Source organism: Paraburkholderia sp. BGA-UO-ETr-F21, assembly GCF_059567925.1.
The window spans coordinates 493,923-518,583 of the sequence record NZ_JCAQOY010000036.1 but is presented as its reverse complement, the minus strand read 5'-3'; the positions used below and the strand labels follow the sequence as shown (position 1 = coordinate 518,583).

Below are 24,661 nucleotides of genomic sequence, written 5' to 3'. Positions count from 1 at the left end.
CTTGCTGTTTTTCTGCCCCATGTGCGTCAAAGACTGCCGGTGACGAAGCCGCTCACGTATCATGGAGGCTGAATCTTGTCGGACGGGAATACAATAATGTCAACAGACATGGGCTTGATCAGACCTGAGACGCTGCGGCATCACGTTGAGAACGTGCTGCGGCAGGCGATCGTGAGTGGACGTTTCGCGCCTGGCGCTCGCCTGATCGAACGCGAACTGTGCGAGTCGCTTGGCGTGAGCCGCACGTCCGTGCGCGAGGCATTGCGCAAGCTCGAAGCGGAAAAGCTGGTGCGCAGCGTGCCGCACAAGGGTCCCATCGTCGCGGTGATGTCGAAGGAGGAGGCGGTCGAACTGTACGCACTGCGCGGGCTGCTCGAAGGTTTCGCCGCCCACGAATTCGCACGCCTTGCTCACGACGACGCCATCGCGCGGTTTGGCGAAGTTGCGAAAGAACTGCGCGCCCAGGCCGCTGCGAAAAATCAGGAAGGCGTTCTGCGCGCGAAGACGGCGCTTTATGATCTGTTGCTCGAAAACTGCGGCAACGCGCTGGTCCGCGAAATCCTCAACAGTCTCTATTCGCGCATCAATCTGCTGCGCACCACGTCGCTGATGCATCCGGAGCGGCTGCCGGACAGCCTGCGTGAAATCGACCGGTTATACAAGGCATTGAAGGCTCGCGACGGCGAAGCCGCGCAGGACATCGCGCGGCTGCACGTCGCCAATGCCGAAAAGGCTGCACTGCGGATGCTGGAGAGCGCTGAGTAGCGCTCCACGCCACTCCAGATCTTAGTGCGTTAGAAGAAGCCCAACGGCTTGTCGCTATAGCTCACGAGCAGGTTCTTCGTTTGCTGATAGTGGTCGAGCATCATCTTGTGCGTTTCGCGGCCAATGCCGGACTGCTTGTAGCCGCCAAACGCCGCATGCGCCGGATAGGCGTGGTAGCAGTTGGTCCACACGCGGCCCGCCTGAATCTGCCTGCCGAAGCGATAGGCACGTGTGCCGTCGCGCGTCCACACGCCGGCGCCGAGGCCGTAGAGCGAGTCGTTGGCGATTTCGAGCGCCTCTTCTTCGTTCCTGAACGTCGTGACCGAGACTACCGGTCCGAAAATCTCTTCCTGGAAGATGCGCATCTTGTTGTGGCCGCGGAACACGGTCGGCTTGACGTAATAGCCTTTGCTCAATTCGCCGCCAAGCGCATTGCGCTCACCGCCGATCAGGCATTCGGCGCCCTCCTGTTTGCCCAGGTCGACATACGAAAGAATCTTCTCCAACTGTTCCTGCGAGGCCTGCGCACCGATCATCGTTCTGGTGTCGAGAGGATGCCCTTGCGTGATGGCGGCGACGCGTTTCAGCGCGCGTTCCATGAAGCGGTCGTAAATCTTTTCTTCGATCAATACGCGTGACGGACACGTGCACACTTCACCCTGATTCAACGCGAACATCGCGAAGCCTTCGAGAGCCTTGTCGAAAAACCCGTCGTCACGATCGATCACGTCGGCGAAGAAAATGTTCGGGCTTTTGCCGCCAAGTTCGAGCGTGACGGGAATGATGTTCTGGCTCGCGTACTGCATGATGAGGCGGCCGGTCGAAGTCTCTCCGGTAAACGCAATCTTGGCGATGCGCTTGCTCGATGCCAGCGGCTTGCCGGCTTCGAGGCCGAAACCGTTGACCACATTCAGCACACCCGGCGGCAGCAAGTCCTGAATCAGTTCGACCAGCACGAGAATCGATGCGGGTGTTTGCTCGGCAGGCTTGAGCACGATGCAGTTTCCCGCTGCGAGTGCCGGCGCGACTTTCCACACGGCCATCAGGATCGGGAAATTCCACGGAATGATCTGACCGACCACACCCAGTGGCTCATGAAAATGATAGGCCACGGTATCCGCGTCGATCTCGGAGAGCGTCCCCTCCTGTGCGCGAATGCAACCGGCGAAATAGCGGAAATGATCGATCGCGAGCGGGATGTCGGCGGCGAGCGTTTCGCGGATTGGTTTGCCGTTGTCGATCGATTCGGCGAATGCGATGCGCGAGAGGTTCTGCTCCATGCGGTCCGCAATACGGTTCAGGATGTTCGCTCGCAAGGCGGGCGACGTATCGGCCCAGGCTTTGCGGGCGCGGTGAGCCGCATCCAGAGCGAGTTCGATATCTTCTTCCGTCGAACGGGGAATCGACGTAAAGGGTTCGCCGGTGATCGGCGACACGTTGTCGAAGTACTCGCCACGCACCGGAGGAACCCACTCGCCGCCGATGAAATTGGCGTATTGCCGCGCATACGGAAATTCGACATCGAGAAACTGCATATCTGCGTGATTCATGCCTGACTCCTCCAAATGATTGTCTGAATGCCGACGGAGAAAGCGCGCTTTGGCGTGACGTGTGCGCATCACTGCGGCTCTTCATCGTGCGGAGCATTCAGCGAGAAGCGTGCCATTGGACCTGAGTGTGCGGCATGCATAGCGACGAGCGCCGTTCATTCGCGCGCGCTTTGCTTCATCGGTCGGGCAACTGTCATTTTTAGCAACACGTGTGCGTTCGAATGTGCCATGCCGCAACACTGCCGGCACGTATGGAGAGCCGCTCTTTCACGCGATTGCGGCGCGCTTTCATCGACTATCGCGGCCCGAGGCGCACTTGCCGCCAATGGCACGCGACTTGCCTTGAATGGCCCGCAGCCAGTCTGCGTTCACTAGACGATGGCGCCGCCGCACGGCCTCGCGTCGACAACTCAACAGGAGACAAGGATGAAAGCACGTTTAGCTTCGGCGACGCGGCCCACGGCGCTTGCAATGAGCGTGGCGACCGCCGTCAGTCTGTTATTCGGATCGGCGATGGCCGCCGGCGACTACCCGGCCGTCACCTATGAGCGATTGACCGCTGCGCAGAGCGATCCCGGCTGGCTCACGTACTACCGCACCTATAACGGCCAGGCGCACTCGCCGCTCAAACAGATCGACACTGCGAACGTGAAGAACCTCAAACAGGTCTGGAGCTACAAGTTTCCGGCGGACCTGCAGCAGGGATTCGAAGCCACGCCGATCGTCAACGGACGCTTTCTCTTCGTGACCACGCCGAAGGACAACGTCTATGCATTCGACGCGGTAACCGGCAAGCAATTGTGGAAGTTCGAACCGAAGCTCGGTGCGGAGTCGTTCAAGACGGCATGTTGCGACGTGATCAATCGCGGCGTGGCCCTGTATGGCAAGAACGTCTACGTCGCGATGCTGAGCGGTGACGTGGTCGCACTCGACGCGCAGACTGGCGCGGTTGCGTGGCGCAAGCAGATGTTTGAGCCGGGGCTCGGCTATGCATTCTCGCTGGCGCCGCTCGCGCTCGACGGCGCATTGGTGGTGGGCAGCGCGGGGGGCGAATACGGCGCACGCGGCTTTATCGCAGCGTTGAATCCGGACGACGGCAATGTGCTGTGGAAGCGCTTTACGGTGCCCGCGGCTAACGAGAAGGGTGGAGATACGTGGCCGAACGGCATGCAGGAACATGGCGGCGCGCCGGCCTGGCTGACGGGCACTTACGACGCCGCATCGAAAACGCTTTACTGGGGCGTGGGCAACCCAGGCCCGTGGCTGGCCGATCTGCGTCCGGGCGACAACCTTTACTCCGATTCACTCCTCGCACTCGATCCGAAGAACGGCGATCTCAAATGGCATTACCAGTACACCAAGCATGACACATGGGACTACGACGGCGTGAATACGCCGGTACTGGCGACGATCAAGTATCAGGACAAGGAGTACGACGCGATCATTCACGCGGACCGCAACGGCTTCTTCCATGCGATCGACCGCGGCACAGGCAAGCTGATCTATGCGAAGCCGTTCGTGACGGCGACTTCGGTAACGGGCTATTCGGCGGACGGCGCGCCGATTCAGGACGCGTCGAAGTACCCGAAGGCCGGCACGACGATCGAGACCTGCCCGAGCTTCCTCGGCGGCAAGAACTGGTGGTCGGTTTCGTACGATCCGGACAAGCACATTGCAGTCGTTCCGGCTTTGCACGCATGCATGTCGCTGTCGGGCAAATCGGTGAACTACATGGAAGGCTTGCCGTACCTCGGCGAAGGCTTCGAAATCAAACCGGAGCCCGGCAGCAAGGGTTATGGCGAACTGCAGGCGATCAATGTCGACACGGGCAAGAAAATCTGGAGCCACTGGAGCAAGATGCCGTGGAACGGCGGCGTGGCGACGACGGCCGGTGGTCTTGCGTTTAGCGGCTCGCTCGACGGCCACCTGTACGCATTCGATGTGACGACCGGCAAGGTGTTGTGGCAGAGCCCGAAGCTGGCAAGCGGAATCGTCGCTCAACCTTCGGTGTTCGAGGCCGACGGCAAGGAGTATGTCGCCATTCTCGCGGGCTACGGGGGCGCGAATCCGATCTGGGGCGGCCCGATGGCGAAGGCGGCGGAGAAGGTTCCACGCGGCGGCACGTTGTATGTGTTTGCGCTCAACCACGGCTGATGTCCACATGGCTGTCGCGACAAGCTGGCCGCGTCCGCATGGACACAGTCACCCGGTCGTGACGGTCTGGCCTTTTCTGGAAACAGGATCATGAAGACTCGACTCAATAGGTTCGCCGTTGCCGGTGTCTTGCTGGCCACCGGCGCACTGGCACCGGGACTCGCCAGCGCAGGTGTGCGCGTGTGCACGTTTCCCGGCAGTCCCTCGACCGCGCTCGACGAAGCGGTCGCGCGCGAAGCGTTTCGCACGGCCGGTATCGCGCTGTCGCTCTCTCCCGGAGGATTCGACAGTGGCGACGACGACGGCGTCTCGCTTAAGGAACTCAACGCGGCACTGGCGCGCAAATGCGATGTGATCGCAGGCTTCCCGCGTTCCACAGTGGCAGATGGTTCCGGCAGCAAACTGACCTTCTCGCGCGGTTATCTGCGCTCCGGCTACGTCAGCATCACCACGCGAGAATCGTCCACGCCCGCCGGCGGAGCCGAGGTGGTTGCGGCAACCTATGCGAGCCCCGCGCAATTGATTGCCGTGCAGCAGCCGAACGTGAAACTCGACCTGGAGAACACAGCGGAGCTGACGGTCGACGCCGTGGCGAGCGGGCATGCACAGCGCGCGATCGTCTGGTATCCGGCGGTGGTGGCTTACACGACCAAACATCCTGAGCGGCACTTCCGGATTGTCAATGCCGCCTCGCAGTATGCCGACTGGCAGTTGGTGTTCGCGTTCGGCAAGAACGGCGCGGGGTTACAGCCGCGAATCGACGCAGCGCTCGAAAAGATGGCATCGGACGGCCGGCTCGCGGCATTGTCTCGCCACTGGACTCTCCCCGAAGCGGCTCAGGCGAGCAGTTCTGCCGCGCCGGCGTTTGCCTATCGCGATGGCCCAGGCCGCGGCGGCGCGGTGTGGCGTATGACTTTGGCATCCGGGCAGGGTTCGCAGCAAGGTCGGTTTCTCAAGGTCGATGCGAGTGCAGCCGCCGATGCGCCGAGTTTCGACCGTACGCAGGTCGCGCACGGCAAGACGCTTTACTCGAGTTCGTGTGCGAAATGCCACGGTCCGGATCTGCAGGGACTCAATGCACCCGCATTGCGCGGGCCGGCTTTTGCACCGGCCGCCAATGCGAAGCTGACGATCGGCGGGGTGTACGGATACATGGCGAACAATATGCCGGCTGACCGCCCGGGCAAGATGAAACCGCAGGATTATGCGGACATCATGGCCTTCCTGCTGTATTCGAATGGCTATAGCGCGAGCAGCACCAAACTCACCGACGATAGCGCCAAGGCATCGACCACGCCGCTCAACGCGCGCACATCGCAATAGGCCCGGTATCTTTCTTCACTGAGTTTCTTTACTGCGTCGGCCGCCATGGAACGACGATGGCCCGGCAGTCTTCCCGTCAACCACGGGGAGCGCCGGGCCGCCTTCCTTGTAACCGTCACTTTATCGATTACCCCTGCCGCATGAGGTGTCCCTGCTGCGAACAGGCAGCGGAGCGTCGATCGGCGCAGCCGTGTCAGTCCAGCCAGCCGCGTTGCCGCGCATGGTCGATGAAACGGTACACGTCGGCGGCGAGGTCGGACGCTCTGAACAGATCTTCCAGTTCACCAATAATGTCGTCCAGTTCGCGCGTTCCGTCGCAGCGCACGAGAATTTCCCCCGCGCTCGGATTGAGATTCACGGTGCCATCGGGAGAAAGCAGCACATAGGTATCCCGAACGCCTTCCCATTGCAGGCGGAACTTCGTGCGCAAACAGGGCCGAAGGCTGGCGTAATGGTCGTGGTGCGGGGCATTCATACGGGTTACGCCTTTAAGATCTCGTCGAGCATCAGCCCGAGCCGGCAATCCTGGTCTTCATGGGCCATGTTCCGGGCGCCGTCACGCTCGCTCACATAAAGCGAGCGGCGTGCGGCGTTTTATCGTTGCTTTAGCGATTGGCGATATACATCGTGATTTCAAAACCGAAACGCAGATCGGAATAGGCGGGGGTGGTCCATTGCATGACTGTCTCCTTGAATAAAACATGTGATTGAAGAACCGCATAGGTGAAGCGGCCGTGTCGATTAACGCAAAGTCTGTGCCGGGAGAATAGAGCCAAGTTGGAAGCTGTGAAGGATGCGCCGAATGATTAGCATGTCGAATGGATAAAAAAATAATCGATGTGTGCTGTGACGTCGCATGTTCCGCGCTCGGACCGGGCGCGGAACACCTGTTCATTTCAGTTACAGCACTGTTGCAAATTGGAGCAGTTGTGACACCTACGAGTCAGGCCGCGTTTTCCGAGTCGCTCAAACCCTGCAACGGCAGCTTTCTATAAATCGTGTTGCGCGAGATGCCAAGCGCGCGAGCGGCCGCCGACACATTGCCGCCATGTTGCGCCACGGCTTGGGCAATGACGCTGGTGGCGACGTCTTCAAGACGTCCGCTTGGCAGCGGCAAGGCCTCTGTGCTGGCTGTGCCCGGCGCGGTAGCCGTGCGCAAGCCGTCGAAGAAATCGTCTGGCAAATGCTCGCGGCGAATCTGGCCGTCCGCATCGACCATGGCCGCCGCCGTGCGCAGAAGATTGCCCAATTGCCTGAAATTGCCCGGCCATGCGCATTGCTCGAACAGCGCCATCACGTCCGGGGCAACGCTCAGGCGCTGCCCTTCGGCACTTTCGGCAGACGCGCATTGCAGCATCTTTTGAATGACAGCGGACAGATCCGTGCGCTCGCGCAGCGGCGGCAGTTTGACCACCATGCCGTTCAGGCGGTAGTACAGATCCTCGCGAAACCGGTTCTGCGCAATCATCTCACGCAGGTCGCGGTGGGTCGCGCAAATCACAGCGATATCGACCGGTATCGACTTCGACGAGCCGAGCGGATTGACAAGCCGTTCCTGCAGCACGCGCAGCAAGCGCACCTGCAACGGATAAGGCATGTCGCCGATTTCGTCGAGGAACAGCGTGCCGCCATTGGCTTGCAGCAGTTTGCCGATGGCGCCCTTGCGCCGCGCGCCCGTGAACGCGCCTTCCTCGTAGCCGAACAACTCGGATTCGATCAGCGTTTCCGGGATCGACGCGCAGTTGACCGCGACGAACGTGCCGGAGCGTCGCGGCGAGTCGTTGTGGATCGCCTGCGCGAGCAGTTCCTTGCCGGTTCCGGTCTCACCGGTGATCAGGATCGGTATGTCCTTGCCGATCACCTTGCGGATTTTGCCGATGACTGCCGTGATCTGCGGGTCGCCCGTGTCGAGGTAGCTGAGTTTCGACAACGCACCCGCGGCTGGCGCCGGCGCTTCCGCGCGCTGGGCCGTGCGTGGCTCGCGGGTTTCCTGCGGCAGCGAGCTCGCCTCGGTGCGACTGGCGCGGCGGAATTCGACGTGCGCGCACACCACCGCGCCAGTGTGCAGGTTCAGCGATAAATGCCGGTCGCGGCTGACTCGCTGGTGATCGAGCAGTTGCGCGGTCGTGAGACCGAATAACGATGACAGCGTATGCGCGCGCAAGCCCGCGAGCGGCATGCCCAGCTGGAATTGCGCGCTGCGATTGGCGGACAGGAAACGGCCGTCGCAGGTGAACGCGGCGATGCCTTCCATCAAGGTGCCGAGAAATTCAGGGCGGCCATGAAAGGCGATCTGCAAGGTTTCGCGAAAGGTGTTCGTAAAAAGATGATTCTCGATCATCTGCACGGACATTTTCGCCAGCGCCATGGTGTGCTGGTGATAGCTGCGATAGTCGCCGGTGACATCGAGCACGCCGATCAGATCGCCGTATGGATCGAGGATCGGCACACTGGAGCAGGTGAGAAAGCGATTGGCCGCCAGATAGTGCTGCTCGCCGTGGATGGCCGTTGGGCATCGCTCGGCGAGCGCCGTGCCGATTGCGTTCGTGCCTTGCCGGTCCTCGGCCCAGTTGGCGCCCGGGCGCAGCGCGACCTTCTCGGCGCGCCGCAGAAAGTCGTCGTCGCCGATCGAATGAAGAATCAGGCCTTCGGCGTCGGTCAACACGATCATGCTCTGCGTGTTGACGATCTGCTCATGCAGCGTTTCCATCACCGGCGTGGCATGCGCGCAGAGCACACGGCTTTGTTCCAGCTTCAACGAAAGCTCGGCCGCGGGCAGGACGTCGTAGTCCGGCCGCATCAGCGCGCTCAAGCCGAAAGTTTCGGAGCGTTCGTGGGATTTCTGAATCGACGGTGTGAGCCAGCCGGGCTCATGGGCCGTCATTGGCGCTACAGCGTGATAGACCTCATCGCGCATTGTCTCCTCCTGCTGGTCAGCCCCGTTCGTTTTGCCGGGGTCGTGCGGGTACTTCAACAAGCAAGTCATATGCCAGTGAAGTGTTTCGCGGAGTCGGCGGTTGTTCCTGCCATCGCCTTGATGGGGCCGCTGAATTGAGCGTCAACGGAACACGTCGTTTGGATACCCGCGGTCAGTGTGTATGTTCGTGCCGAAACCCGTAGCGGGTTTGATCTGACTCAAACCATGTCCTCGGGGAAGCGATCCGGGCGACTCAATACATTGAGCCGCACTTGCTGCGCTTATAGGGACTGGTGTGTGGTCTGGCGTTCAGCAGTAGCGTGTGCGAGAGCTTCATGGTGTTCCGCGAGGCGGACAACGGACATGAAATTTTCCCGCAATCGAGCCGCGGAAGGGGTGAAAGCAGGCGGATTGCCATGAACGGGGAGAGACGTGACATCGTGAACAGGATGAGCGATCGGAGCGAATGCATAACGTCTTAACCATTCACCATACCCGCGCACCAGAAAGCCTCCCGAGCGATCAATGTATTGCTGGCGGGACGTTTCATACACTTTCCGAAGCGCAAACCAGGGCACTTGGGGAAGGTCATGGTGTACTGCGTGATAGTTGTTGTTCAGAAACAGCAGACGCCAGAACCACGCCGCTTCGTTGACGACGGTGCGATGCTCGTGCGCGTGCGCCGTACGATGTTCCTGGAACGAGCGGACCGAACCCAGCGACAGCGATCCATATCCCACACCGACAATAAAGACCCACGCCGGGACCGCGCAAACATGTTGCAGCCAGGCGGCGAGCGCGGCGAGTGCGGCGAAGTGCGCAAGCCACACTGGCACATCGCGCCATTCACCACGTTTGATCTGACGGAGCGCATCGACACCGGTCGCGGCGATGGCGAACGCGGGCCCGACCAGCAGGCGGCCGATAAACGTATTACGGAAGGTCAGCAGCGCGCGAATCGCCCAACCCGCGCGTTGCCACGCGATAGCGCTGACGAAGTAACTCTCGGGATCGCGCTCGGGATGCGTGAGATGCGGATCGTCGTGATGTTGAAGATGCGAATCGCGGTAAATGCCATACGGAAAGCACACGGCGAGCGGCGCGAAACCGAGCAGCGCGTTGACGAACGGCGAACGCGTGGGGTGGCCGTGCAGCAGTTCATGCTGCAATGACATGTACCACGTGCCGAGCACAGCCAGCAGGAGCGTAGTAAGCGGTAAGCCGAGGTCGCGCGCATGTGTCGCCACGCTGAACCATCCGCCATAGATCGTCACGATCAGCGCCCAGGTCGGCCATTGCGTGCGCCATGTCCAGCTTGTCGCGAGGCGGGCGAGTGTGTTGCGTTGCGTGTCGTCGAGGTAAATCGCCATGAAAGGGATCGGTCGGAATGCAGGTTCAGACCGATCCTACGGACCCCCGAGCATTGCCAGAACCAATTTGTTCAGCAATGCATCTGCTAAAACGTGCATAGCGGCGCCAGCTTGCGCGCGGCGGGCCGCCTGGCCTCGTTGGTCAGGCGCTTACCGGGCGTCCGCCACGCGGCACGCGTGATCGAGCAGGCCTTCGGCCGAGCCGTTGCCGTTCTCCACGTCGATCCCGCTGTTCACGACCAGCCAGCCGTCTTTTTCCGCGGAAGGCCCCGCACCCGTCACGAGGATGGTTTGCGTGGCCATCGTCCCGGCCCCCTGATTGTCCCGCGCGACGATGTGAAACGGATTGTCAGCGTGCGTGAGCGTGCTCACGCGCATGATGCGGTAACGGTTGCCGTCGAGCGTATCCCAATGCCATTCGTCAGGCGCATCTTTCGCGTGCCGTGCGAGCGCTTCACTGATATCACCGCGCATGCAATCGATATGAATATGCAGCTGGTTTTGCGAGCGGCGGTATTGCGAGTTGATCTCGAGGCCGAGTTGATTGTCCGGCAGATCACGCTTGACCGACTTCTCGACGTAGGTCCGCGCGTTCCAGGCGTCGGCCCAGTAGTCCTGCGCGTGCGGCGCGAGCACGAGTGGGCTTTCAATGCCGGTGATGCGGTCGGTTGGGATCAATAGATACTGCGACCGTCCGACAATATCCTTCAGGATAGCGTAGCGTTTGTCCAGGTCGACTACCGTGCATTGGCCCGGCGTGCCGGTGGCCTGTTGCGACGGCACACAGCGCAGGTCGACAATTTTCCACAGCGCATTCGAGTCGATTGTGGCGAGGCGCGCGCATGCGCTTGCAGCCAGCGCGACGGCTAACGTGGCCACGATTCGCGCACCGTAGCGCAAGCGGGCCCGTCTGCGGTGGGCGGGCGTTGGTGTTTTCATCGGCGGTAGAGTCAAATTTTTTAGAGTTGTCGCGAAGGTTGTTTCGGTATCAGAGCAACGGCGCCGGCAGCGAGCCGAGGATCTGCTCGAAGGCGATGCCGATAGCAAGAAGGCGCCGGTCCTCACCGAGAGGCCCATCCAGTTCCAGTCCAACCGGCAGGCCGCCCGCCGTCATGCCGGCCGGCAGCGAAAGTCCCGGAATGCCCGAGGTGCTGGCCGGATCGGTGTTGCGCAGGAACGCGTCCATCGTGTCGATCGGCGGCGATCCGTCTATGGATACCGTCGACGAGCCGTTCACGTCGTCGATCGGCACGGCGGCGAGGCGCGTGGTCGGAAATAGCAGCGCGTCGAGGCGTTCATCGGCGAAGGTCGCGGCAACGTATTGCTGCAAGCGCGGCCGCCAGTCATTCAGCGCCGCGTCGTAGTGCTCGCCGAGGACATCGGCGAGTACGCCGTCGTAGATCGCGCGCACGTCCGGGCTCGCGATGCGGGCCGCCATGTCGACGACGGTTCTGACCGGCGCATCATTGGCGACGAGCCAGGCGAGCACGTCGTCGCGCGCCTCATGGATCGCAATCGGGCCGCCCACCATGCCATTCAGACCGTTCAATTCGCTCATTGCCACCGGCACGAACACCACGCCCGCCGCTTCGAGCCTCTTCAACGCGGCACGCGCGACGTCCTCCACCTGCCGCTCGAGCCCTTCCCACAGCGGCGCGGGCAAGCCGATGCGCAAGCCGTTCAGCGCGATGACCGGCAACGCGCCCGCGCCGGTGATCACGCCGTCGAGCAGCGCGATATCGGCGACGGTGCGCGCCATTGGACCCACCGTGTCGCGCGTATGGCTGATCGGCACCACGGCGTCTGGATCGTGATAGCGCCGCTCGGCGCCGCCGTTGCCGACCGACGGACGAAACCCCACGGTGCCCGTCAACGCGGCGGGGATGCGGGTCGAGCCGCCCGTGTCGGTGCCGAGGCCCGCCGGCGCGATACGCGCGGCAATCGCCGCCGCTGTGCCGCCGGACGACCCGCCCGGAATCAGCGTGGGATCGTAGGGATTGCGCACCGGCCCGGCGTGCGAGGCGAGGTTCGTGCTCGTAATGCCGAATGCCAGTTCGTGCATATTGGCTTTGCCGAGTATGATCGCGCCCGCGTCGATGAGCCGCTGCACCGAGGGCGCATTGGACTTCGGCACGAAGCCCGCGAGCGCCGGGGTGCCCGCCGAGGTTTGCAAGCCGGCGGTGTTGATGTTGTCCTTCACGACAATGGCGAGGCCTGCGAGCGGCAAGCGCACCTTGTCGGCCGCGGGCAGTGCGTCGATGCGCCGCGCGGCGGCGAGCGCGCCGTCGAGGTCGAGCGTGGTGAGCGCATTGAGGCTCGAGAGCGCCGCCGCTCGCGCGAGCAGGGTGGCCACATAGTCGGCGGCCTTCAGGCGGCCGGACTGGATCGCGGCAACGGCTTGCGTGGCGCTCAGCGCGAGTTGTTCATCAACGGTCCATGTCATGGCTGGTGTCTCCTTCGTCTTATGTCGGTGTCCGGCGCGAGGGTTTCATAAAGCGCAGCGCGAGACGCGCGAGCGTCGGCACCAGCTTGGGACGCAACAGTCTTGCATCGTAGCCGCTCATGCGCCGGTCATTTTCCGCGAGGCACAACGCGAACAGGTCGCGTGCGTTCATGGCTTCGCCGATCACGCCGCTGCTCGCGGGAAGGAAATTCGAATCGTGCGCCATGCCTTCAGCGTCGATACCTTTCGCGATCGCCACACGCTGCCAGACCAGCACCACCCAGATCGCGGCTACGCGCAACGCGTGCCACGGTCTGCGCCACAGCGGCATGGTGCGGCGATGCCACGCCACCCAGTTGATGAAAAACAGAATGTGGCGCGCCTCTTCCTGAATCACGGGCTCGAAAGTCTCGACCAGCGCCTCGGGGAAAAAGCCTGACTGCTGCGCCGAGCGGAACAGCCCGAACGCAAAGAAACTGTCGATGCACTCGCTATAGCCCGTGCGCATCCATTCCCACTCGGCGTCGCGCGGGACGGGATAGGGTGGCTCGGGTGCGATCTCGATCCCGTAGGCGGCAATCAGCTTCGAGAGCACGTGCTTGTGACGTGCTTCTTCGTCGCCGTCCATGGTGATCGCTTCGCGCAGCAGGGGATCGCTCAATTGCGCGGCATAGGTATGCACGGCGATCGACGCGCGGCCTTCGGTCTGCACCGCGATGTCCCAGATCGGCAACGCGCACAGCCGTTCGAGCGCATCCGGCGGCAACGCCGGCCAGTCGATCACGGCCGGCTTATAGGGGTTGTGGGTTTCAAGCAGCATGCGGCAAAACATCTGCTTGTGCGCCTCGGAACCGATCTTCACGCGGGCGGGGTCGTGGAAGGTCCAATGGCGCAGGGTGCGGTCTTCGGCAACATCTGTCAGTGTGTCGGACATGGCAGGCGTACAGAGGGCGAACTCGATGTGTCGCCTATTCTGGCACAACCCTTCAAATTCCGACGTCGAGCGGCGCACGCCTCGCGGCGCCGCTCCCGACGCGCATGATGCGCTTGAAGCGAGTGGCGTTACTGGTGGTTATCGATCCACATGCGTCCCCAGCGGAATGCGTAGGCAAGAGCGTGTTCTTCGTCGAAGAAGTAATCGAGCGCGTCGAATGAATACGCCTGAGCGTGACTCGCGGAAGTTTTCTCGATGGTCAGGTTGGCGGCGAACAGGCCATTGGGAAGCTGTTGTGCGGCCGGTGCAACTTCATAACCCTTGTAGCGAATATGTGCGTTCATGATTTTTGACAGTCAGTGTCCCCGCGTGCGTTGCGAGAAGGCCGGCTCGTCGGACGCAACCCGTAGCGTCACGCGGCCGGTAAATCAGCGGGCAGGTCAAAGCCTAGGCCGCGCTGCGCAGCGGGTGAACCAATCAATCGTCGTTAGCAAATCAGCAGGCAGGTTAGGAGTAGCCCCGATCGGATCATATGCGCTGTGTTCGAGCACACTATCCGGCGTTGTGGATTGCGGGTCTGTTATGTGCCGCACGGTTTGCACGAACGACGACGACCGCCGTGGCCGCCCAGGCGGATCCACGGCGTCGTGAGACGGTAGGCAGAGAAGGGAGCTAAACCGAGGGAGTTAAACCGAGGGAATCAAACCGCGTGCAGCAGGCGTGCGGACGGCGTGTCCTTGAGCGCGCTGCCGATCGGCGCGGCGTCCGGCGTGCGATGAGCGTTGAACGCCAGCGCGAATTGCGCGGCTTGCTGGCCGACCGTGGCGAGCTGATCGACGACCTTCGCGTCGGAACAGGTGTCGACGGTATCGAAGCGCGTTTCCAGCGTGTTGATGCCGGCGCCGAACGGCGTGGGCCAGCCGCGCAACGCGTGAACGATCGAGCGCAACGACGTCAGCACCGAGCCGGCGGCTTGCCAGCCGTAAGCCGTGACGATACAGCCGACCGCGCGGCCGTCCAGATACGGGCGTTCGTCGGCGCGCAGTTCTTCCAGCGTGTCGAGCGCGTTCTTGACGAGACCGGATACGCCGCCGTGATAGCCCGGTGTGGCGATGATCAGCGCGTCCGCGTGGCGCACGGCCTCGATCAGTTCGAGCTGCTCGTCCGTGCGGTGGGGCTGTTCCGGAGCATAGTGAGGCAGGCTATGCAGGAAGGTGCCGCCGAACAGGCGGGTGTTCGCGCCGGCGGCTTGCGCGCCACGCAACGCGAAGCCGAGTGCGCGCTCGGTCGACGAAGCGGCGCGCGTCGTGCCGCCAATGCCGACGACGAGCGGCCGGCGAGAATGATCGAAACTGGTCAACGAAATGCTCCTTCGGTAGCGGCTCACGATGCGCCGGCGCGGGGCTGCGCGCAGCGGACCGGGGCGAACCGGACTTTGAAGTGTCATCTTAATGAGCGCGGGGCGCGGCACGAAGCGACTTTTTGTTCTAACGATATAACCGCGCGGCGTGTTGGCGCAGTGGCGGTGCGCCCGCCGCCGGTACGGCGGGGCCATGTAACACGCCCTGCAATGCACTTGAGGCCGCGCCGGATAAGCATATGGCGAAGCATTGGTTGGGGGCGCGACAACGGGCGGCTATGATCGAATCGTCTCCTCCATGACATCTCCTTGACATGGGATTCGGCCTCGCCACGCCAGTGGCGGGGCCTTTTTTTATCCTGCGAGCGAGCAGCGCCCGCGCGGACCGCTTCACGATAAAGCCGTTTTTTGCATGCTACGATGGTCCGCGAAGCGAATCACCGCGAGGTCGAGCAAGCAATGGCAACCCTTTATGACACCCTCGGCGTGCCCACGCACGCCACGGACGAAGAAATCAAGCGGGCCTACCGGAAGGCCGCGATGAAGTGGCATCCCGACCGAAATGGCGGCGCCGAGGAAGTTGCGCGCGCCACCTTCCAGGAAATCAAGGACGCGTATGCGATCCTCTCCGACGCCGCGCAGCGCAAGGTGTACGACTCGGTCTACGCCGAGCAGATGCGCGGCTGGGAAGCGCAACGCGCTCGCCAGCAGCAGGCCCGCGCCGAGCGGGAAGCGGCGGCGCGCGCCGCTGAAGAGGCGGCGTATGCGGAGATGGTCTCGCTAGCCATGCGTTTCGCCGATGATGGCCACAACCGCGATGTGCTGTTCGGCGTGCTGCTCGGGCGTCGCTGCGAGGCGCGGCGAGCCGCGCAGATCGCGGATAGCGTGTCGGCGCTGCAGATCTCGCGCCGTGAAGCTGCGAAGGCAAAAGCGAACGCGGCGGCCGATACGGTCAATGCGCCCGAGGCTGCCGATACTGCCGATGTATCAGCGCAGCCCGAAACCACGTCTGCGAAACAGGACGGCGCGACGCAAGCCGCGCAGGCCAACCGCACCGCTCCTGACAAGCGTGCGGAACCCGCAGCCGAAGCTCATCCGGCGGGTGTCTTCGAAGGCTTGTGGTTTCAGTTTCTCAATGGATTGCGGTTTTAACCTGTCGCGCTGATGGCCCGGCGCCATTGACGTCGGCCGCGCAAGCGGAATGCTCGCGCGTCGGCGGCGATTGTCGCGTTTCGGGCCGAGTTTCGGGCCGAAACAGGAGCCCTCGAATCGCAGCCATGTGAGGAATAGCGCCTTGGCCGCTAGACCATAGAGGTAGACCGAATTGATATAGAGAGCGGGCTTTAGCGCCCGAATTTGCGCTTCTAGAATCAAAGACATGGCCGTGGAATGCGAGGTCCGATCACGGCAAGTAAGAGCGATGCCTGCTCATTGCCACGCGAACCGCTTCGCTCGATTTCCACGCAGTCGATCCCTAGAGGCACGACGGCCATGTTCACTTTCATCGTAGTCGTTGCGGTGGCGGCGTTTATTCCCTACGTCGCGGCACCGGGTATTGCCAATGGCGTGAAGGCGATCAGCACGCCGCCCGCGGCGATGTTGTTCGACACTCCGCCCGCACCGACGGCCAGCGGAAGCGATGCAGCCAACCGGATCGTGTCCGGTCAGCGCGAGACCGACGCTTCCGTCTGAAACGCGCGCGTTTCGGTTGCTCTTGAATGAAGGCTCAATGAAAGCTTTGCGCGTGCGCTGGTACACTTCGGGCCGGCGCAACGCACGGTGTCCGTGAATGAAACTCCCCTGGTACAAATTCTCGTGGCGCAACAAATTTGATCATCGTAGTGTCACGAGGGCGCAAGACTGAGCCGGCAGAATTGCAGATAGAACCAAAAAAATACAGGGTACGGGGTAAGCGTGACCAGAAAATATAAGGTGCTGTTTCTCTGTCGCGAGAATTCGGCACGCAGCATCATCGCCGAAGCTCTATTGAGGGAACTGGCGGGACACCGGTTCGACGCTTTCAGCGCGGGACCGGAGCCGGCCGCCCGGGTTCATCCATTCGCGGTCGCGCAATTGCGGCCAGGCATCTCGGATCTCGGCGTGCTCAGCCCGAAAAGCTGGCTGGAATTCACCGGGGAATGGGCGCCGCGCATGGACCTCGTCATCGCGCTGGACGAATCCGTCGACGCACGCCATGCGCCCGCGTTTCCGGGTGCACCACCGTCGTGCATCTGGCATTTCGCCGATCCGCTCGCCGTGGATATCTCCGAGTCCGAACGCGCGCGCCTGTTCGACAAGGTGTTCTGGCAAATCGTGCGGCAGGTCAGTGGGTTTATCGAACTGCCGGAATACGCAGCGCCGCCATCGGCCACGGTCAACGCGGCAACGATTTGCGCGCCCATCGTTTCGGCGCACGGCGCCACCACTTGCGACGCGTAATCGCTAACCGGTGCCGCTTCGGACACGGCTGCGCTCAAAGCAAAGCGTCACGCAAGGCCACCGCACGGATTGCGCGGAAGTCAGCGGGTCGCCAACGGCTGCATGCGGTTAGCGCGCGAAGCCAGTTCTTTCATGGCGTTATGCCGCTCGATCATTAGCATGAGCCCGCGCGGTGCGGTGGCTCAGCGGTGGTTCAGCGATTGTTCGAGCGCGCGAGCGGACTGCCTGCGAACGGATCATTTTGCCAGTCCACACGTTTTTTCGGCTGCGGCGCGGGCGCCGGCGCCGGCGCGGCCGACAACTCGAAGTGATCGATAGACTGCCCGGCGCTGATGGCCTGTTTCAGCCACTGGGGCATCTCACCCTGGCCGTCCCAGCTATCTCCGGTCGCGCTGCGGTAGCGTTCGCCCTTTTTCGCAGCCGGCTCGGACGCCAGTACTGCAGCAAGGTCTTCTGGTTTGATACCAAACTCTTCCATGCGGTGGCGGAGATACGCAATCATGCTATCTCGCTTCCTTTCGTCCATAAGATATTCGTCCTTCTAAAGCGTCCAGCGTTCTGTCAATTACAGATTGCAAGGGGAAACCGCGACAGCATCGAGCCCATATAGATGGGGACGGCCCGCGGTGTGGTTATCGATTGAAGGAAATCCAAAGGCAGCGTCAGAAAAAAACGTCGTTCCCTATATCGCGGCGCAGCATATGGCCGAACCCGCCGCCTATCAAACCAGGTTATCAGTCAATGGATATTCGAGCAGCTCCGCTGCGCGGCAGATAAGGCTGGATAAGCCTCATGCCCACAAGGGAGGAAACGTTATTGACGATGCATTGATTGCGGATGACCGGTTTCATCTCCACGCTCCGTCTCTCGCCGGTGCCTCGCGCGGGGCCGATTATTTACGTTATGCCAGCATCATAACGCACTGTGTGGCCAAAGCACGTGCAGGGTCGATTGATTTTGTTTCAAAAGCACGCTTTTGAACTTACCCGCCGCGTTGGACCACGCCGGGTGTTCCGCGATTGAATTCCTGAGTGGCCGAGCTATAAAGAAACAGCGGAGCCAAAATCCGCACTTCCAGCCTGCGACGACTGATTCCGGCCATTGGCGAGAACGCGTCCGACATCGGTTGCAGGTCTGGCAAGGTGGTACCCGTTTAGTTCGATGACTCGCCGCAGCAGTTCGCATCGACATCGACTCGTCCGTCAGCCCTATCGGGCCGCCGGGCGTTTTTTCACGGACCGATTGTCTGGAGGACGAGAACTGCTGCGCCGGATTCAAGGAGTCTGGACATGAAACTACGATTATTGATGGCGGCGGCCAGCGCCATGCTCGTTCTCGCGCCGCAAACGGCGAGCGCGCAGGAGATGCAAAGCCCGCAGGCCGCCGGACTGTCGAGCAGCGCGCTGATGCAACGGAACGCGAACGAATCGGCGCAGGCGACGACCGATATGTCTTTCGGCGAACCGGCAGGGGGCATGAATGCCGGCGCCCAACCGGTACAGAACGTGTCCTATGGAGGCGTGGCAGCGGGGCAATCGGAGGCGGGAAGCCGGCAAAGCCAGCGATGCGCTTCTTCCGGGCCGCAATGCAGTGTCTATTTTGGTCAATGACAGATTCATCTTTGAGTTCATCTTTGGGAATGCGGTGTGCATTGCAGGCATCGCATTCCCGTCACTTCCCCGTCGCTTACCATTGCGCTGTGCTTGTTGCTTAAGCGAGCGCTCTTATGCGAGCGACATGCCGTGCTGCGAATGACCGGCGCGTTCGCGTAGACGTCCCATCATCGCGTCAAGATCATGGCCCTGCACCGTGGCGCGTTCGGCGAAACCACGGAATTCATCCAGCAGTGCGCGCCACGACGCATGCCAGCGCGTTTCCCTGATGCACGTTCCCGCTGAATTGGCGATGCGCAAAACGCCGTTGTCCGGATAAAAGGTGACGGTGACCGGCATGCCGTCGATCATGCAAGTGGCGGTGCAGGGGCGGGTGCTAACCATGTGCGATGTCCTCGTTGTGATAAGCGGTTGAAAGCGCGCTAAACGCTGACGTGGCATTCAGCAAACGCTGTGCCCAAGCGTCCCCACTGGAATTTGCCGGGAATCGAAGCGTCATGCTCGCTTAGGCTGCGCGCGCAAGCGCTGCACGAATAACCCCACGCGTGACCGCAATTTTCCGCAGTCGTCAGCGAGCGATTTAATACGATGTTATGGTGTATTCCATTCGGGTTTTCACTCGCTATTTTTCCAGACTGCACTCGCATCGCTGCCGGCAAGCAGGCCAACATGGCCTGCTTTTTTCATCGTGCCTGCGCTTCGTGAATGGATTAGCGCGGTGTGGCCGCTCCAATCCCATCTGTTGTTTAGAGACTCGCTAACAATACTATGTTGATCGAAGATACTCTCCCGTCCAGCAGTGCCTCGCTGGACGACGGCGCCCCGTCGTCCCTGCGATCGTGGCTTGCCGTGCTCGCCGTCGCGGTCGGCGCTTTTGCTTTCGTCACGACGGAATTTCTACCGGTCGGACTGTTGCCGCGGGTCGCCGCGGAACTCGGCGTACTGCCCGGCACGGCCGGCCTGATGGTCACCGTGCCCGGCGTCATCGCAGCCATCTCAGCACCGGGCTTGATGCTGGTGGCGGGGCGTATGGATCGGCGGCGGGTATTTCTTTTACTGACTGCTTTGCTGCTCGCTTCGAATCTGATTTCGGCTTTTGCGCCGAATTTTCTTGTCATGCTGCTCGGGCGCGCGCTGCTCGGCGCTGCATTGGGCGGTTTCTGGACGCTGGCCACGGCGGCGTCGGTGCGGCTCGTGAAGCCGAGAGATTCGGCGCGAGCCATGGCGACGATCCTCACCGGCGTCACCTGCGCAACCGTGATCGGCGTGCCGCTCGGCACGTTCATCGCGAGTTTCGCGTCGTGGCGCGAATCGTTCATGGCAACCGGCGTGCTGGTCGCTATCGCGCTCGTCGCGCAGTTCTTCTTCGTGCCGTCTTTGCCTTCTGAGGCCGCGTTGCGCCTGCGCGACCTGGTGGCGCTACTGCGCCGGCCGCATCCGCGCCGAAGCATGTTGATGGTGGCACTCGTGTTCGGTGCGCACTTTTCGTCGTACACGTACATCACGCCTTTCCTGCTGCACAACGCGAATCTGGACATGTCGACGATCACGTGGCTGCTGCTCGGCTTCGGCATTATCGGTTTCTTCTCGAACTTCGCCGTTTCGTCGACGGTGACGCGCAACCTGAAAGTGTCGCTAGCCGTGATGGTTTCGCTGCTGCTGTTCGCGCTGGTATCGCTGCCACTGCTTCAGCATTCGACGATCGGCGTCATGGCGCTCGTGCTCGCGTGGGGCATTTCGTTCGGCGCGTTGCCGCTGTGCTTCAGCATCTGGATTCAGCGCGCTACGCCCGACTCACCCGAAGCAGGTTCGGCATTGTTCGTGAGCATCATTCAGGTTGCGATCGCGCTGGGGTCGCTGGTGGGCGGCGTGGTGGTGGACCATGTGGGTATTTCCGCCGACTTTCTGCTGGGCAGCGGTCTCGCGTTGCTGGGGCTCGCCGCGCTCGCGAGCTTCGGCCGCAGTGAGCAGACTGTCGCGGCTGAGGCGTTGGCTTGCCCCGCGTGCACGGACTAATGATCGGCGGCTCCGCGCAGTCTCAATGCGTTACGGTGATATTCTTGCGCCGCTTACCCACCCGATCCAGGTCCTGATGCGCTCTACTATCACCAAATGGCTGTTTATTGTTTACCTGCTCGGTAGCGGGACGCTGTATTCCATTGTCATTCTCCTGCTGTTTCCCTTCGTCGGACGGGCTGGACGATACTGGCTCGCGAAACAGTGGTGCCGTGCGCTGGTTTTCGTCATGCGCTGGCTGCCCGGCGTGTCATGTTCGATCGAGGGGCTCGAACATCTTCCCGACGGCCCCGCGATCATTCTGTGCCGTCATGAATCGACTTGGGAAACGCTCGCGTTTCTCGCGCTGATTCCACGCCGCATCAGCTTCGTGTTCAAGGAAGACCTGCTGCGTATCCCGTTCTTTGGCTGGGTGCTGCGCGGTCTCGACATGGTCAGCCTGAACCGCGGCTCGGCCCGGCAGGCTCACCAGGCTGTGACGAAGGAAAGTGCGGAGAGGCTGGCTAAGGGCGATGTCGTCGTCATTTTCCCGGAAGGGACGCGGGTGCTTCACGATGCCCCGTTGAGAATGACATCGGGCGGCGTTCGACTGGCGTGTGCGACCGGCGTGCCTGCTGTTCCTGTGGTGTTGAACGCGGGTAAGGTCTGGCCGACGAAAGGCTGGCCTGACCGACGCGGGCATATTCGCGTGGTTATCGGGCCAGCGCTCTCGCCTCAGGAGATGACGCAGCAAGAGTTGAGTCATGCCGTTCATGACTGGATGAAAAACGAACTGGAGCGGCTCTGACGATTGTCGGCGCTGACTTTCGGACGTGATCGTTGGCCTGCAGTTTCGGCGTTGACTCTCAGCCGAGACTCTCAACCCAGCCTCTCAACCCAGCCTCGCCCCAGGTCGTCTGGACACTCAGCACCGGACGCGCAAGCACGCCACGTCCGGCACCAATGTCCCTGTGAATATTTATTGCCCGGTCTTGGTCGACTGGGCGCCGTCGTCCGGCGACATGCCGGGCATGGTGGAGGCGCCGGTGTCGGCATGCTTTGTCATGTCGCCGGGAACCCGGTTCCAGGGGCTCGAGATAGGCTCGCTGTGGTAGGTCATGCCTGATGTGGCGGCGCCGTGAGAGCCGCCGCTGCCGTTTCCGCCATTGCCATTGCCTCCAGCCTGCGCAACCATAGCGGCGCACGCACAGAGCGATGCGACACCAACCCGCGCCAGCAGGACTTTGAGCGTTAACTTTTCCATAATATTTCTCCAGCGATTCCGGCGCATGCTTCAGCACGCCCCGAAGCTTCATCTACCGCTAAAGACTGACTGATTGCGCAGCGGCGAAGCGCAAACAGCTGCTCGGGTCTGAATGACGCGGAAGTACGCCGCGTTCAGCCGCAAGCCACTGGTCAACCATGGGTCAACGCCGGAATTAACAGAGCGGCGCTGGAGCCGGATATCCACCGGCTTGGCTGATATACGCGCAAGAGTCGTGGCTGGATTCGAAAATTACCCGCGACGTGATCCGAAAGTGGCCGCGGTTCTGGGCGTTAGATTGAATTGGCGCCGAATTGAGCATATGGTGATTGCTCCCCAGTCCAATCGGAGTTCGTATGCGACGTCTTGCAATGACTGCGGCCGCATTGATGGCCGCTGGTTTCACCCTGTCCGCGACGGCCCAGGTCGTCGTCACCATCGGTCATTCGGCTCCGCTAACGGGCCCGCAAGCGCCGAACGGCAAGGACAACGAGAACGGCGCGCGCCTCGCCATCGACGAACTGAACAAGGCAGGAGTAAGCGTCGCCGGGCAGAAGGTCACCTTCAAGCTGGATTCGCAGGACGACCAGGCCGACCCGAAAATCGGCGTGCAGGTTGCGCAGAAACTGGTCGACAGCGGCGTGGTCGCTGTCGTTGGACCGTACAACTCGGGCGTGGCGATTCCGGCCTCGCGCGTCTACAACGCCGGAAACGTGCCGATACTGCCCGTTGCATCCAACCCCGCGCTGACCAAGCAGGGCTTCAAGAACATCTTCCGTATCGGCGCGAGCGACGAACAACTCGGCGGCACGATGGGGCAATTCGCCGCGAAGACGTTGAAGGCCAAAACGGCCGCTGTGATCGACGACCGCACGGCCTACGGTCAAGGCGTGGCGGAGCAGTTCACGAAGGTTGCCAAGGCGAACGGCATTCAGATCGTCGACCAGGAATTCACCAGTTCGTCGGCCACCGACTTCCTCGGCATTCTGACGAACATCAAGTCCAAAAATCCTGACGTGATCTTCTTTGGCGGATACGCGGCGCAAGGCGCGCCGATGGCCAAACAGATGCGCCAGCGTGGGCTCAGGGCGAAGCTGCTGGGCGGCGACGGAATCTGCTCCGCCGACATGGGCAAGGTTGCCGGCGACGCGGCGTCGATCGTCTACTGTGCCCAAGGCGGCATTGCGCTGGAGAAAACACCGGCCGGTCGCGAGTTCCTGCAGAAGTACAAGGCCGCGTACAACATCGATACCCAGGTCTACGCCGTGAGCTACTACGACGGCGTGAAGTTGCTCGCCGACGCCATGGTGAAGGCCGGGACGACCACGGACAAGGCGAAGCTGACCGCGCAACTCGCGAAGGAGAACTATAAGGGCGTCGCGGGCACCTATTCGTTCGACGAGTTCGGCGACCTGAAGGGCGCGCCGACCACCGTGTACACCATCAAGAACGGCTTGCCGGTTCCGTACGGTCAGTAACGTAACGGCAAGCGACCCAGCCACTTCACGAAGCAAACATGAAAATTTCACGCACGATCCAGACTGTCGAAGTCCACACCGGCGGAGAGGCATTCCGCATTGTCACCAGCGGTTTGCCGCGTCTGCCGGGCGACACGATCGTCAAGCGGCGCGCGTGGCTGAAGGAAAACGCCGACGATATCCGCCGCGCTCTGATGTTCGAACCGCGTGGGCATGCCGACATGTACGGCGGGTATCTGACGGAACCGGTCAGCCCCGGCGCTGATTTCGGCATCATCTTTCTTCATAACGAGGGGTATAGCGACCATTGCGGCCACGGCGTCATCGCGCTGTCGACGGCGGCGGTCGAACTGGGTTGGGTGCAGCGTCAGATACCCGAAACGCGCATCGGCATCGATGCGCCGTGCGGCTTCATCGAAGCCTTCGTGAAGTGGGACGGCGAGCACGCGGGTAACGTTCGCTTCGTCAACGTGCCGTCGTTTATCTGGAAGCAGGACGTGACCGTAGAGACGCCGTCGTTCGGTTCGGTAACCGGCGATATCGCATTCGGCGGCGCGTTCTACTTTTACACCGACGGAGCGCCGCATGGTCTCGAAGTGCGGGAGTCGTCGGTGGAAGAACTCGTGCGCTTCGGCGCCGAAGTCAAGGAGGCGGCAAACAGGGCGTTTCCCGTGGTGCACCCGCATATTCCGGAGATCAACCACATCTACGGCACCATCATTGCGAATGCGCCGCGGCACGCGGAGTCGACGCAAGCCAACTGTTGCGTGTTTGCGGACCGTGAGGTGGACCGTTCACCAACCGGTTCCGGGACCGGAGGACGGGTCGCGCAGCTTTATTTGCGCGGCAAGTTGGGCAAGGACGACACGCTGGTGAACGAGTCCATTATCGGCACGGTATTCAAAGGGCGTGTTCTCAGCGAGACGACCGTGGGTGATTTCAAGGCCGTGATTCCGGAGGTGGAAGGTAATGCTTTTGTCTGCGGCCTGGCAACCTGGCTACTGGATGAGCGTGATCCGCTCACCTATGGGTTCCTTGTTCGATAGGTCAGGCATC

The 24,661-nt window shown here is 61.8% G+C and carries 25 protein-coding genes; 12 read left to right on the top strand and 13 right to left on the bottom strand.

Annotated elements, in window-relative coordinates:
• Positions 1 to 96 precede the first annotated feature (96 nt).
• Positions 97 to 765, top strand: a complete 669-nt coding sequence (locus AC57B1_RS23470) for a GntR family transcriptional regulator (protein ID WP_408352971.1) — start codon at positions 97 to 99, stop codon at positions 763 to 765.
• Positions 766 to 794: 29 nt separating this feature from the next.
• Here AC57B1_RS23470 and adh read toward each other — a convergent pair whose 3' ends face one another.
• Complete coding sequence (gene adh / locus AC57B1_RS23465; protein ID WP_091807645.1) at positions 795 to 2,315, bottom strand: aldehyde dehydrogenase; 1,521 nt, start codon at positions 2,313 to 2,315, stop codon at positions 795 to 797.
• 426 nt (positions 2,316 to 2,741) lie between these two features.
• Between adh and AC57B1_RS23460 the strand changes: the two genes are divergently transcribed.
• Positions 2,742 to 4,469, top strand: a complete 1,728-nt coding sequence (locus tag AC57B1_RS23460; protein WP_496418821.1) for a methanol/ethanol family PQQ-dependent dehydrogenase — start codon at positions 2,742 to 2,744, stop codon at positions 4,467 to 4,469.
• A gap of 90 nt (positions 4,470 to 4,559) precedes the next feature.
• Complete coding sequence (locus AC57B1_RS23455; protein WP_496418820.1) at positions 4,560 to 5,792, top strand: c-type cytochrome; 1,233 nt, start codon at positions 4,560 to 4,562, stop codon at positions 5,790 to 5,792.
• A gap of 193 nt (positions 5,793 to 5,985) precedes the next feature.
• Here the strand turns inward: AC57B1_RS23455 and pqqD are convergent, their stop codons facing one another.
• The 9 genes from pqqD to AC57B1_RS23410 all read right to left on the bottom strand — a co-directional run bounded on the left by pqqD (position 5,986) and on the right by AC57B1_RS23410 (position 14,816).
• On the bottom strand, positions 5,986 to 6,267 hold the full coding sequence (pqqD, locus tag AC57B1_RS23450; protein ID WP_091807652.1) for a pyrroloquinoline quinone biosynthesis peptide chaperone PqqD: 282 nt from the start codon (positions 6,265 to 6,267) through the stop codon (positions 5,986 to 5,988).
• A gap of 130 nt (positions 6,268 to 6,397) precedes the next feature.
• On the bottom strand, positions 6,398 to 6,472 hold the full coding sequence (gene pqqA, locus AC57B1_RS23445; RefSeq protein ID WP_007178434.1) for a pyrroloquinoline quinone precursor peptide PqqA: 75 nt from the start codon (positions 6,470 to 6,472) through the stop codon (positions 6,398 to 6,400).
• A 263-nt stretch (positions 6,473 to 6,735) separates the two neighbouring features.
• Positions 6,736 to 8,709: a sigma-54-dependent Fis family transcriptional regulator gene (locus AC57B1_RS23440; RefSeq protein ID WP_496418819.1), complete on the bottom strand. Its 1,974-nt coding sequence runs from the start codon at positions 8,707 to 8,709 to the stop codon at positions 6,736 to 6,738.
• A gap of 281 nt (positions 8,710 to 8,990) precedes the next feature.
• Positions 8,991 to 10,079: a fatty acid desaturase gene (locus AC57B1_RS23435; RefSeq protein WP_496418818.1), complete on the bottom strand. Its 1,089-nt coding sequence runs from the start codon at positions 10,077 to 10,079 to the stop codon at positions 8,991 to 8,993.
• 150 nt (positions 10,080 to 10,229) lie between these two features.
• On the bottom strand, positions 10,230 to 11,018 hold the full coding sequence (locus AC57B1_RS23430) for a CDP-diacylglycerol diphosphatase (RefSeq protein WP_496418817.1): 789 nt from the start codon (positions 11,016 to 11,018) through the stop codon (positions 10,230 to 10,232).
• A 49-nt stretch (positions 11,019 to 11,067) separates the two neighbouring features.
• On the bottom strand, positions 11,068 to 12,522 hold the full coding sequence (gene iaaH, locus AC57B1_RS23425) for an indoleacetamide hydrolase (RefSeq protein ID WP_496418816.1): 1,455 nt from the start codon (positions 12,520 to 12,522) through the stop codon (positions 11,068 to 11,070).
• Between the two features lie 19 nt (positions 12,523 to 12,541).
• Complete coding sequence (locus AC57B1_RS23420; protein WP_496418815.1) at positions 12,542 to 13,456, bottom strand: ferritin-like domain-containing protein; 915 nt, start codon at positions 13,454 to 13,456, stop codon at positions 12,542 to 12,544.
• Between the two features lie 128 nt (positions 13,457 to 13,584).
• Complete coding sequence (locus AC57B1_RS23415) at positions 13,585 to 13,800, bottom strand: DUF6566 family protein (RefSeq protein WP_091807664.1); 216 nt, start codon at positions 13,798 to 13,800, stop codon at positions 13,585 to 13,587.
• 356 nt (positions 13,801 to 14,156) lie between these two features.
• A complete protein-coding gene (locus AC57B1_RS23410) occupies positions 14,157 to 14,816 on the bottom strand; it encodes an NADPH-dependent FMN reductase (protein WP_091807666.1) in 660 nt (219 codons plus the stop codon).
• 459 nt (positions 14,817 to 15,275) lie between these two features.
• Here AC57B1_RS23410 and AC57B1_RS23405 point away from each other — a divergent pair, with 459 nt between their 5' ends.
• The 3 genes from AC57B1_RS23405 to AC57B1_RS23395 all read left to right on the top strand — a co-directional run bounded on the left by AC57B1_RS23405 (position 15,276) and on the right by AC57B1_RS23395 (position 17,255).
• A complete protein-coding gene (locus AC57B1_RS23405; protein WP_408352953.1) occupies positions 15,276 to 15,968 on the top strand; it encodes a J domain-containing protein in 693 nt (230 codons plus the stop codon).
• 339 nt (positions 15,969 to 16,307) lie between these two features.
• Positions 16,308 to 16,508, top strand: a complete 201-nt coding sequence (locus AC57B1_RS23400) for a hypothetical protein (protein ID WP_496418814.1) — start codon at positions 16,308 to 16,310, stop codon at positions 16,506 to 16,508.
• A gap of 222 nt (positions 16,509 to 16,730) precedes the next feature.
• The gene (locus AC57B1_RS23395) at positions 16,731 to 17,255 is read left to right on the top strand and encodes an arsenate reductase/protein-tyrosine-phosphatase family protein (RefSeq protein ID WP_496418813.1); all 525 of its coding nucleotides are present in this window, start codon (positions 16,731 to 16,733) and stop codon (positions 17,253 to 17,255) included.
• 193 nt (positions 17,256 to 17,448) lie between these two features.
• On the opposite strand, the gene AC57B1_RS23390 is transcribed toward AC57B1_RS23395, so the two are convergent.
• A complete protein-coding gene (locus tag AC57B1_RS23390; RefSeq protein WP_091807673.1) occupies positions 17,449 to 17,781 on the bottom strand; it encodes an H-NS histone family protein in 333 nt (110 codons plus the stop codon).
• Between the two features lie 100 nt (positions 17,782 to 17,881).
• Here AC57B1_RS23390 and AC57B1_RS23385 point away from each other — a divergent pair, with 100 nt between their 5' ends.
• Complete coding sequence (locus AC57B1_RS23385; RefSeq protein ID WP_496418812.1) at positions 17,882 to 18,235, top strand: hypothetical protein; 354 nt, start codon at positions 17,882 to 17,884, stop codon at positions 18,233 to 18,235.
• 309 nt (positions 18,236 to 18,544) lie between these two features.
• The gene (locus tag AC57B1_RS23380; protein WP_408182517.1) at positions 18,545 to 18,865 is read left to right on the top strand and encodes a hypothetical protein; all 321 of its coding nucleotides are present in this window, start codon (positions 18,545 to 18,547) and stop codon (positions 18,863 to 18,865) included.
• 114 nt (positions 18,866 to 18,979) lie between these two features.
• Here AC57B1_RS23380 and AC57B1_RS23375 read toward each other — a convergent pair whose 3' ends face one another.
• Positions 18,980 to 19,252: a hypothetical protein gene (locus tag AC57B1_RS23375; protein WP_496418811.1), complete on the bottom strand. Its 273-nt coding sequence runs from the start codon at positions 19,250 to 19,252 to the stop codon at positions 18,980 to 18,982.
• 384 nt (positions 19,253 to 19,636) lie between these two features.
• Here AC57B1_RS23375 and AC57B1_RS23370 point away from each other — a divergent pair, with 384 nt between their 5' ends.
• Positions 19,637 to 20,884, top strand: a complete 1,248-nt coding sequence (locus AC57B1_RS23370; RefSeq protein ID WP_408352945.1) for an MFS transporter — start codon at positions 19,637 to 19,639, stop codon at positions 20,882 to 20,884.
• Between the two features lie 76 nt (positions 20,885 to 20,960).
• A complete protein-coding gene (locus tag AC57B1_RS23365) occupies positions 20,961 to 21,671 on the top strand; it encodes a lysophospholipid acyltransferase family protein (protein WP_408353021.1) in 711 nt (236 codons plus the stop codon).
• A gap of 171 nt (positions 21,672 to 21,842) precedes the next feature.
• Here the strand turns inward: AC57B1_RS23365 and AC57B1_RS23360 are convergent, their stop codons facing one another.
• Entirely contained in the window at positions 21,843 to 22,127 is a 285-nt protein-coding gene (locus AC57B1_RS23360; RefSeq protein ID WP_091807682.1) for a hypothetical protein, read from the bottom strand.
• 356 nt (positions 22,128 to 22,483) lie between these two features.
• Here AC57B1_RS23360 and AC57B1_RS23355 point away from each other — a divergent pair, with 356 nt between their 5' ends.
• Positions 22,484 to 23,605 carry a branched-chain amino acid ABC transporter substrate-binding protein gene (locus AC57B1_RS23355; RefSeq protein WP_091807684.1) on the top strand — a complete coding sequence of 374 codons (1,122 nt, stop codon included), beginning with the start codon at positions 22,484 to 22,486 and terminating at the stop codon, positions 23,603 to 23,605.
• A gap of 38 nt (positions 23,606 to 23,643) precedes the next feature.
• A complete protein-coding gene (gene lhpH / locus AC57B1_RS23350) occupies positions 23,644 to 24,651 on the top strand; it encodes a trans-3-hydroxy-L-proline dehydratase (RefSeq protein ID WP_408352941.1) in 1,008 nt (335 codons plus the stop codon).
• The last annotated feature ends 10 nt before the right edge of the window (positions 24,652 to 24,661 follow it).

Excerpts from the sequence above, each read along its gene's own strand:
- AC57B1_RS23440 (WP_496418819.1), bottom strand. The coding sequence starts at position 8,709 with ATGCGCGATGAGGTCTATCACGCTGTAGCGCCAATGACGGCCCATGAG.
- AC57B1_RS23430 (WP_496418817.1), bottom strand. The coding sequence starts at position 11,018 with ATGAAAACACCAACGCCCGCCCACCGCAGACGGGCCCGCTTGCGCTAC.
- AC57B1_RS23400 (WP_496418814.1), top strand. The coding sequence starts at position 16,308 with ATGTTCACTTTCATCGTAGTCGTTGCGGTGGCGGCGTTTATTCCCTAC.
- AC57B1_RS23365 (WP_408353021.1), top strand. The coding sequence starts at position 20,961 with ATGCGCTCTACTATCACCAAATGGCTGTTTATTGTTTACCTGCTCGGT.
- pqqD (WP_091807652.1), bottom strand. The coding sequence starts at position 6,267 with ATGAATGCCCCGCACCACGACCATTACGCCAGCCTTCGGCCCTGTTTG.
- AC57B1_RS23460 (WP_496418821.1), top strand. The coding sequence starts at position 2,742 with ATGAAAGCACGTTTAGCTTCGGCGACGCGGCCCACGGCGCTTGCAATG.
- AC57B1_RS23415 (WP_091807664.1), bottom strand. The coding sequence starts at position 13,800 with ATGAACGCACATATTCGCTACAAGGGTTATGAAGTTGCACCGGCCGCA.
- AC57B1_RS23435 (WP_496418818.1), bottom strand. The coding sequence starts at position 10,079 with ATGGCGATTTACCTCGACGACACGCAACGCAACACACTCGCCCGCCTC.
- AC57B1_RS23355 (WP_091807684.1), top strand. The coding sequence starts at position 22,484 with ATGCGACGTCTTGCAATGACTGCGGCCGCATTGATGGCCGCTGGTTTC.
- lhpH (WP_408352941.1), top strand. The coding sequence starts at position 23,644 with ATGAAAATTTCACGCACGATCCAGACTGTCGAAGTCCACACCGGCGGA.
- AC57B1_RS23380 (WP_408182517.1), top strand. The coding sequence starts at position 18,545 with ATGAAACTACGATTATTGATGGCGGCGGCCAGCGCCATGCTCGTTCTC.
- iaaH (WP_496418816.1), bottom strand. The coding sequence starts at position 12,522 with ATGACATGGACCGTTGATGAACAACTCGCGCTGAGCGCCACGCAAGCC.
- AC57B1_RS23375 (WP_496418811.1), bottom strand. The coding sequence starts at position 19,252 with ATGGTTAGCACCCGCCCCTGCACCGCCACTTGCATGATCGACGGCATG.
- adh (WP_091807645.1), bottom strand. The coding sequence starts at position 2,315 with ATGAATCACGCAGATATGCAGTTTCTCGATGTCGAATTTCCGTATGCG.
- AC57B1_RS23405 (WP_408352953.1), top strand. The coding sequence starts at position 15,276 with ATGGCAACCCTTTATGACACCCTCGGCGTGCCCACGCACGCCACGGAC.
- AC57B1_RS23455 (WP_496418820.1), top strand. The coding sequence starts at position 4,560 with ATGAAGACTCGACTCAATAGGTTCGCCGTTGCCGGTGTCTTGCTGGCC.
- AC57B1_RS23370 (WP_408352945.1), top strand. The coding sequence starts at position 19,637 with ATGTTGATCGAAGATACTCTCCCGTCCAGCAGTGCCTCGCTGGACGAC.
- AC57B1_RS23470 (WP_408352971.1), top strand. The coding sequence starts at position 97 with ATGTCAACAGACATGGGCTTGATCAGACCTGAGACGCTGCGGCATCAC.
- AC57B1_RS23360 (WP_091807682.1), bottom strand. The coding sequence starts at position 22,127 with ATGGAAAAGTTAACGCTCAAAGTCCTGCTGGCGCGGGTTGGTGTCGCA.
- AC57B1_RS23420 (WP_496418815.1), bottom strand. The coding sequence starts at position 13,456 with ATGTCCGACACACTGACAGATGTTGCCGAAGACCGCACCCTGCGCCAT.
- AC57B1_RS23390 (WP_091807673.1), bottom strand. The coding sequence starts at position 17,781 with ATGGACGAAAGGAAGCGAGATAGCATGATTGCGTATCTCCGCCACCGC.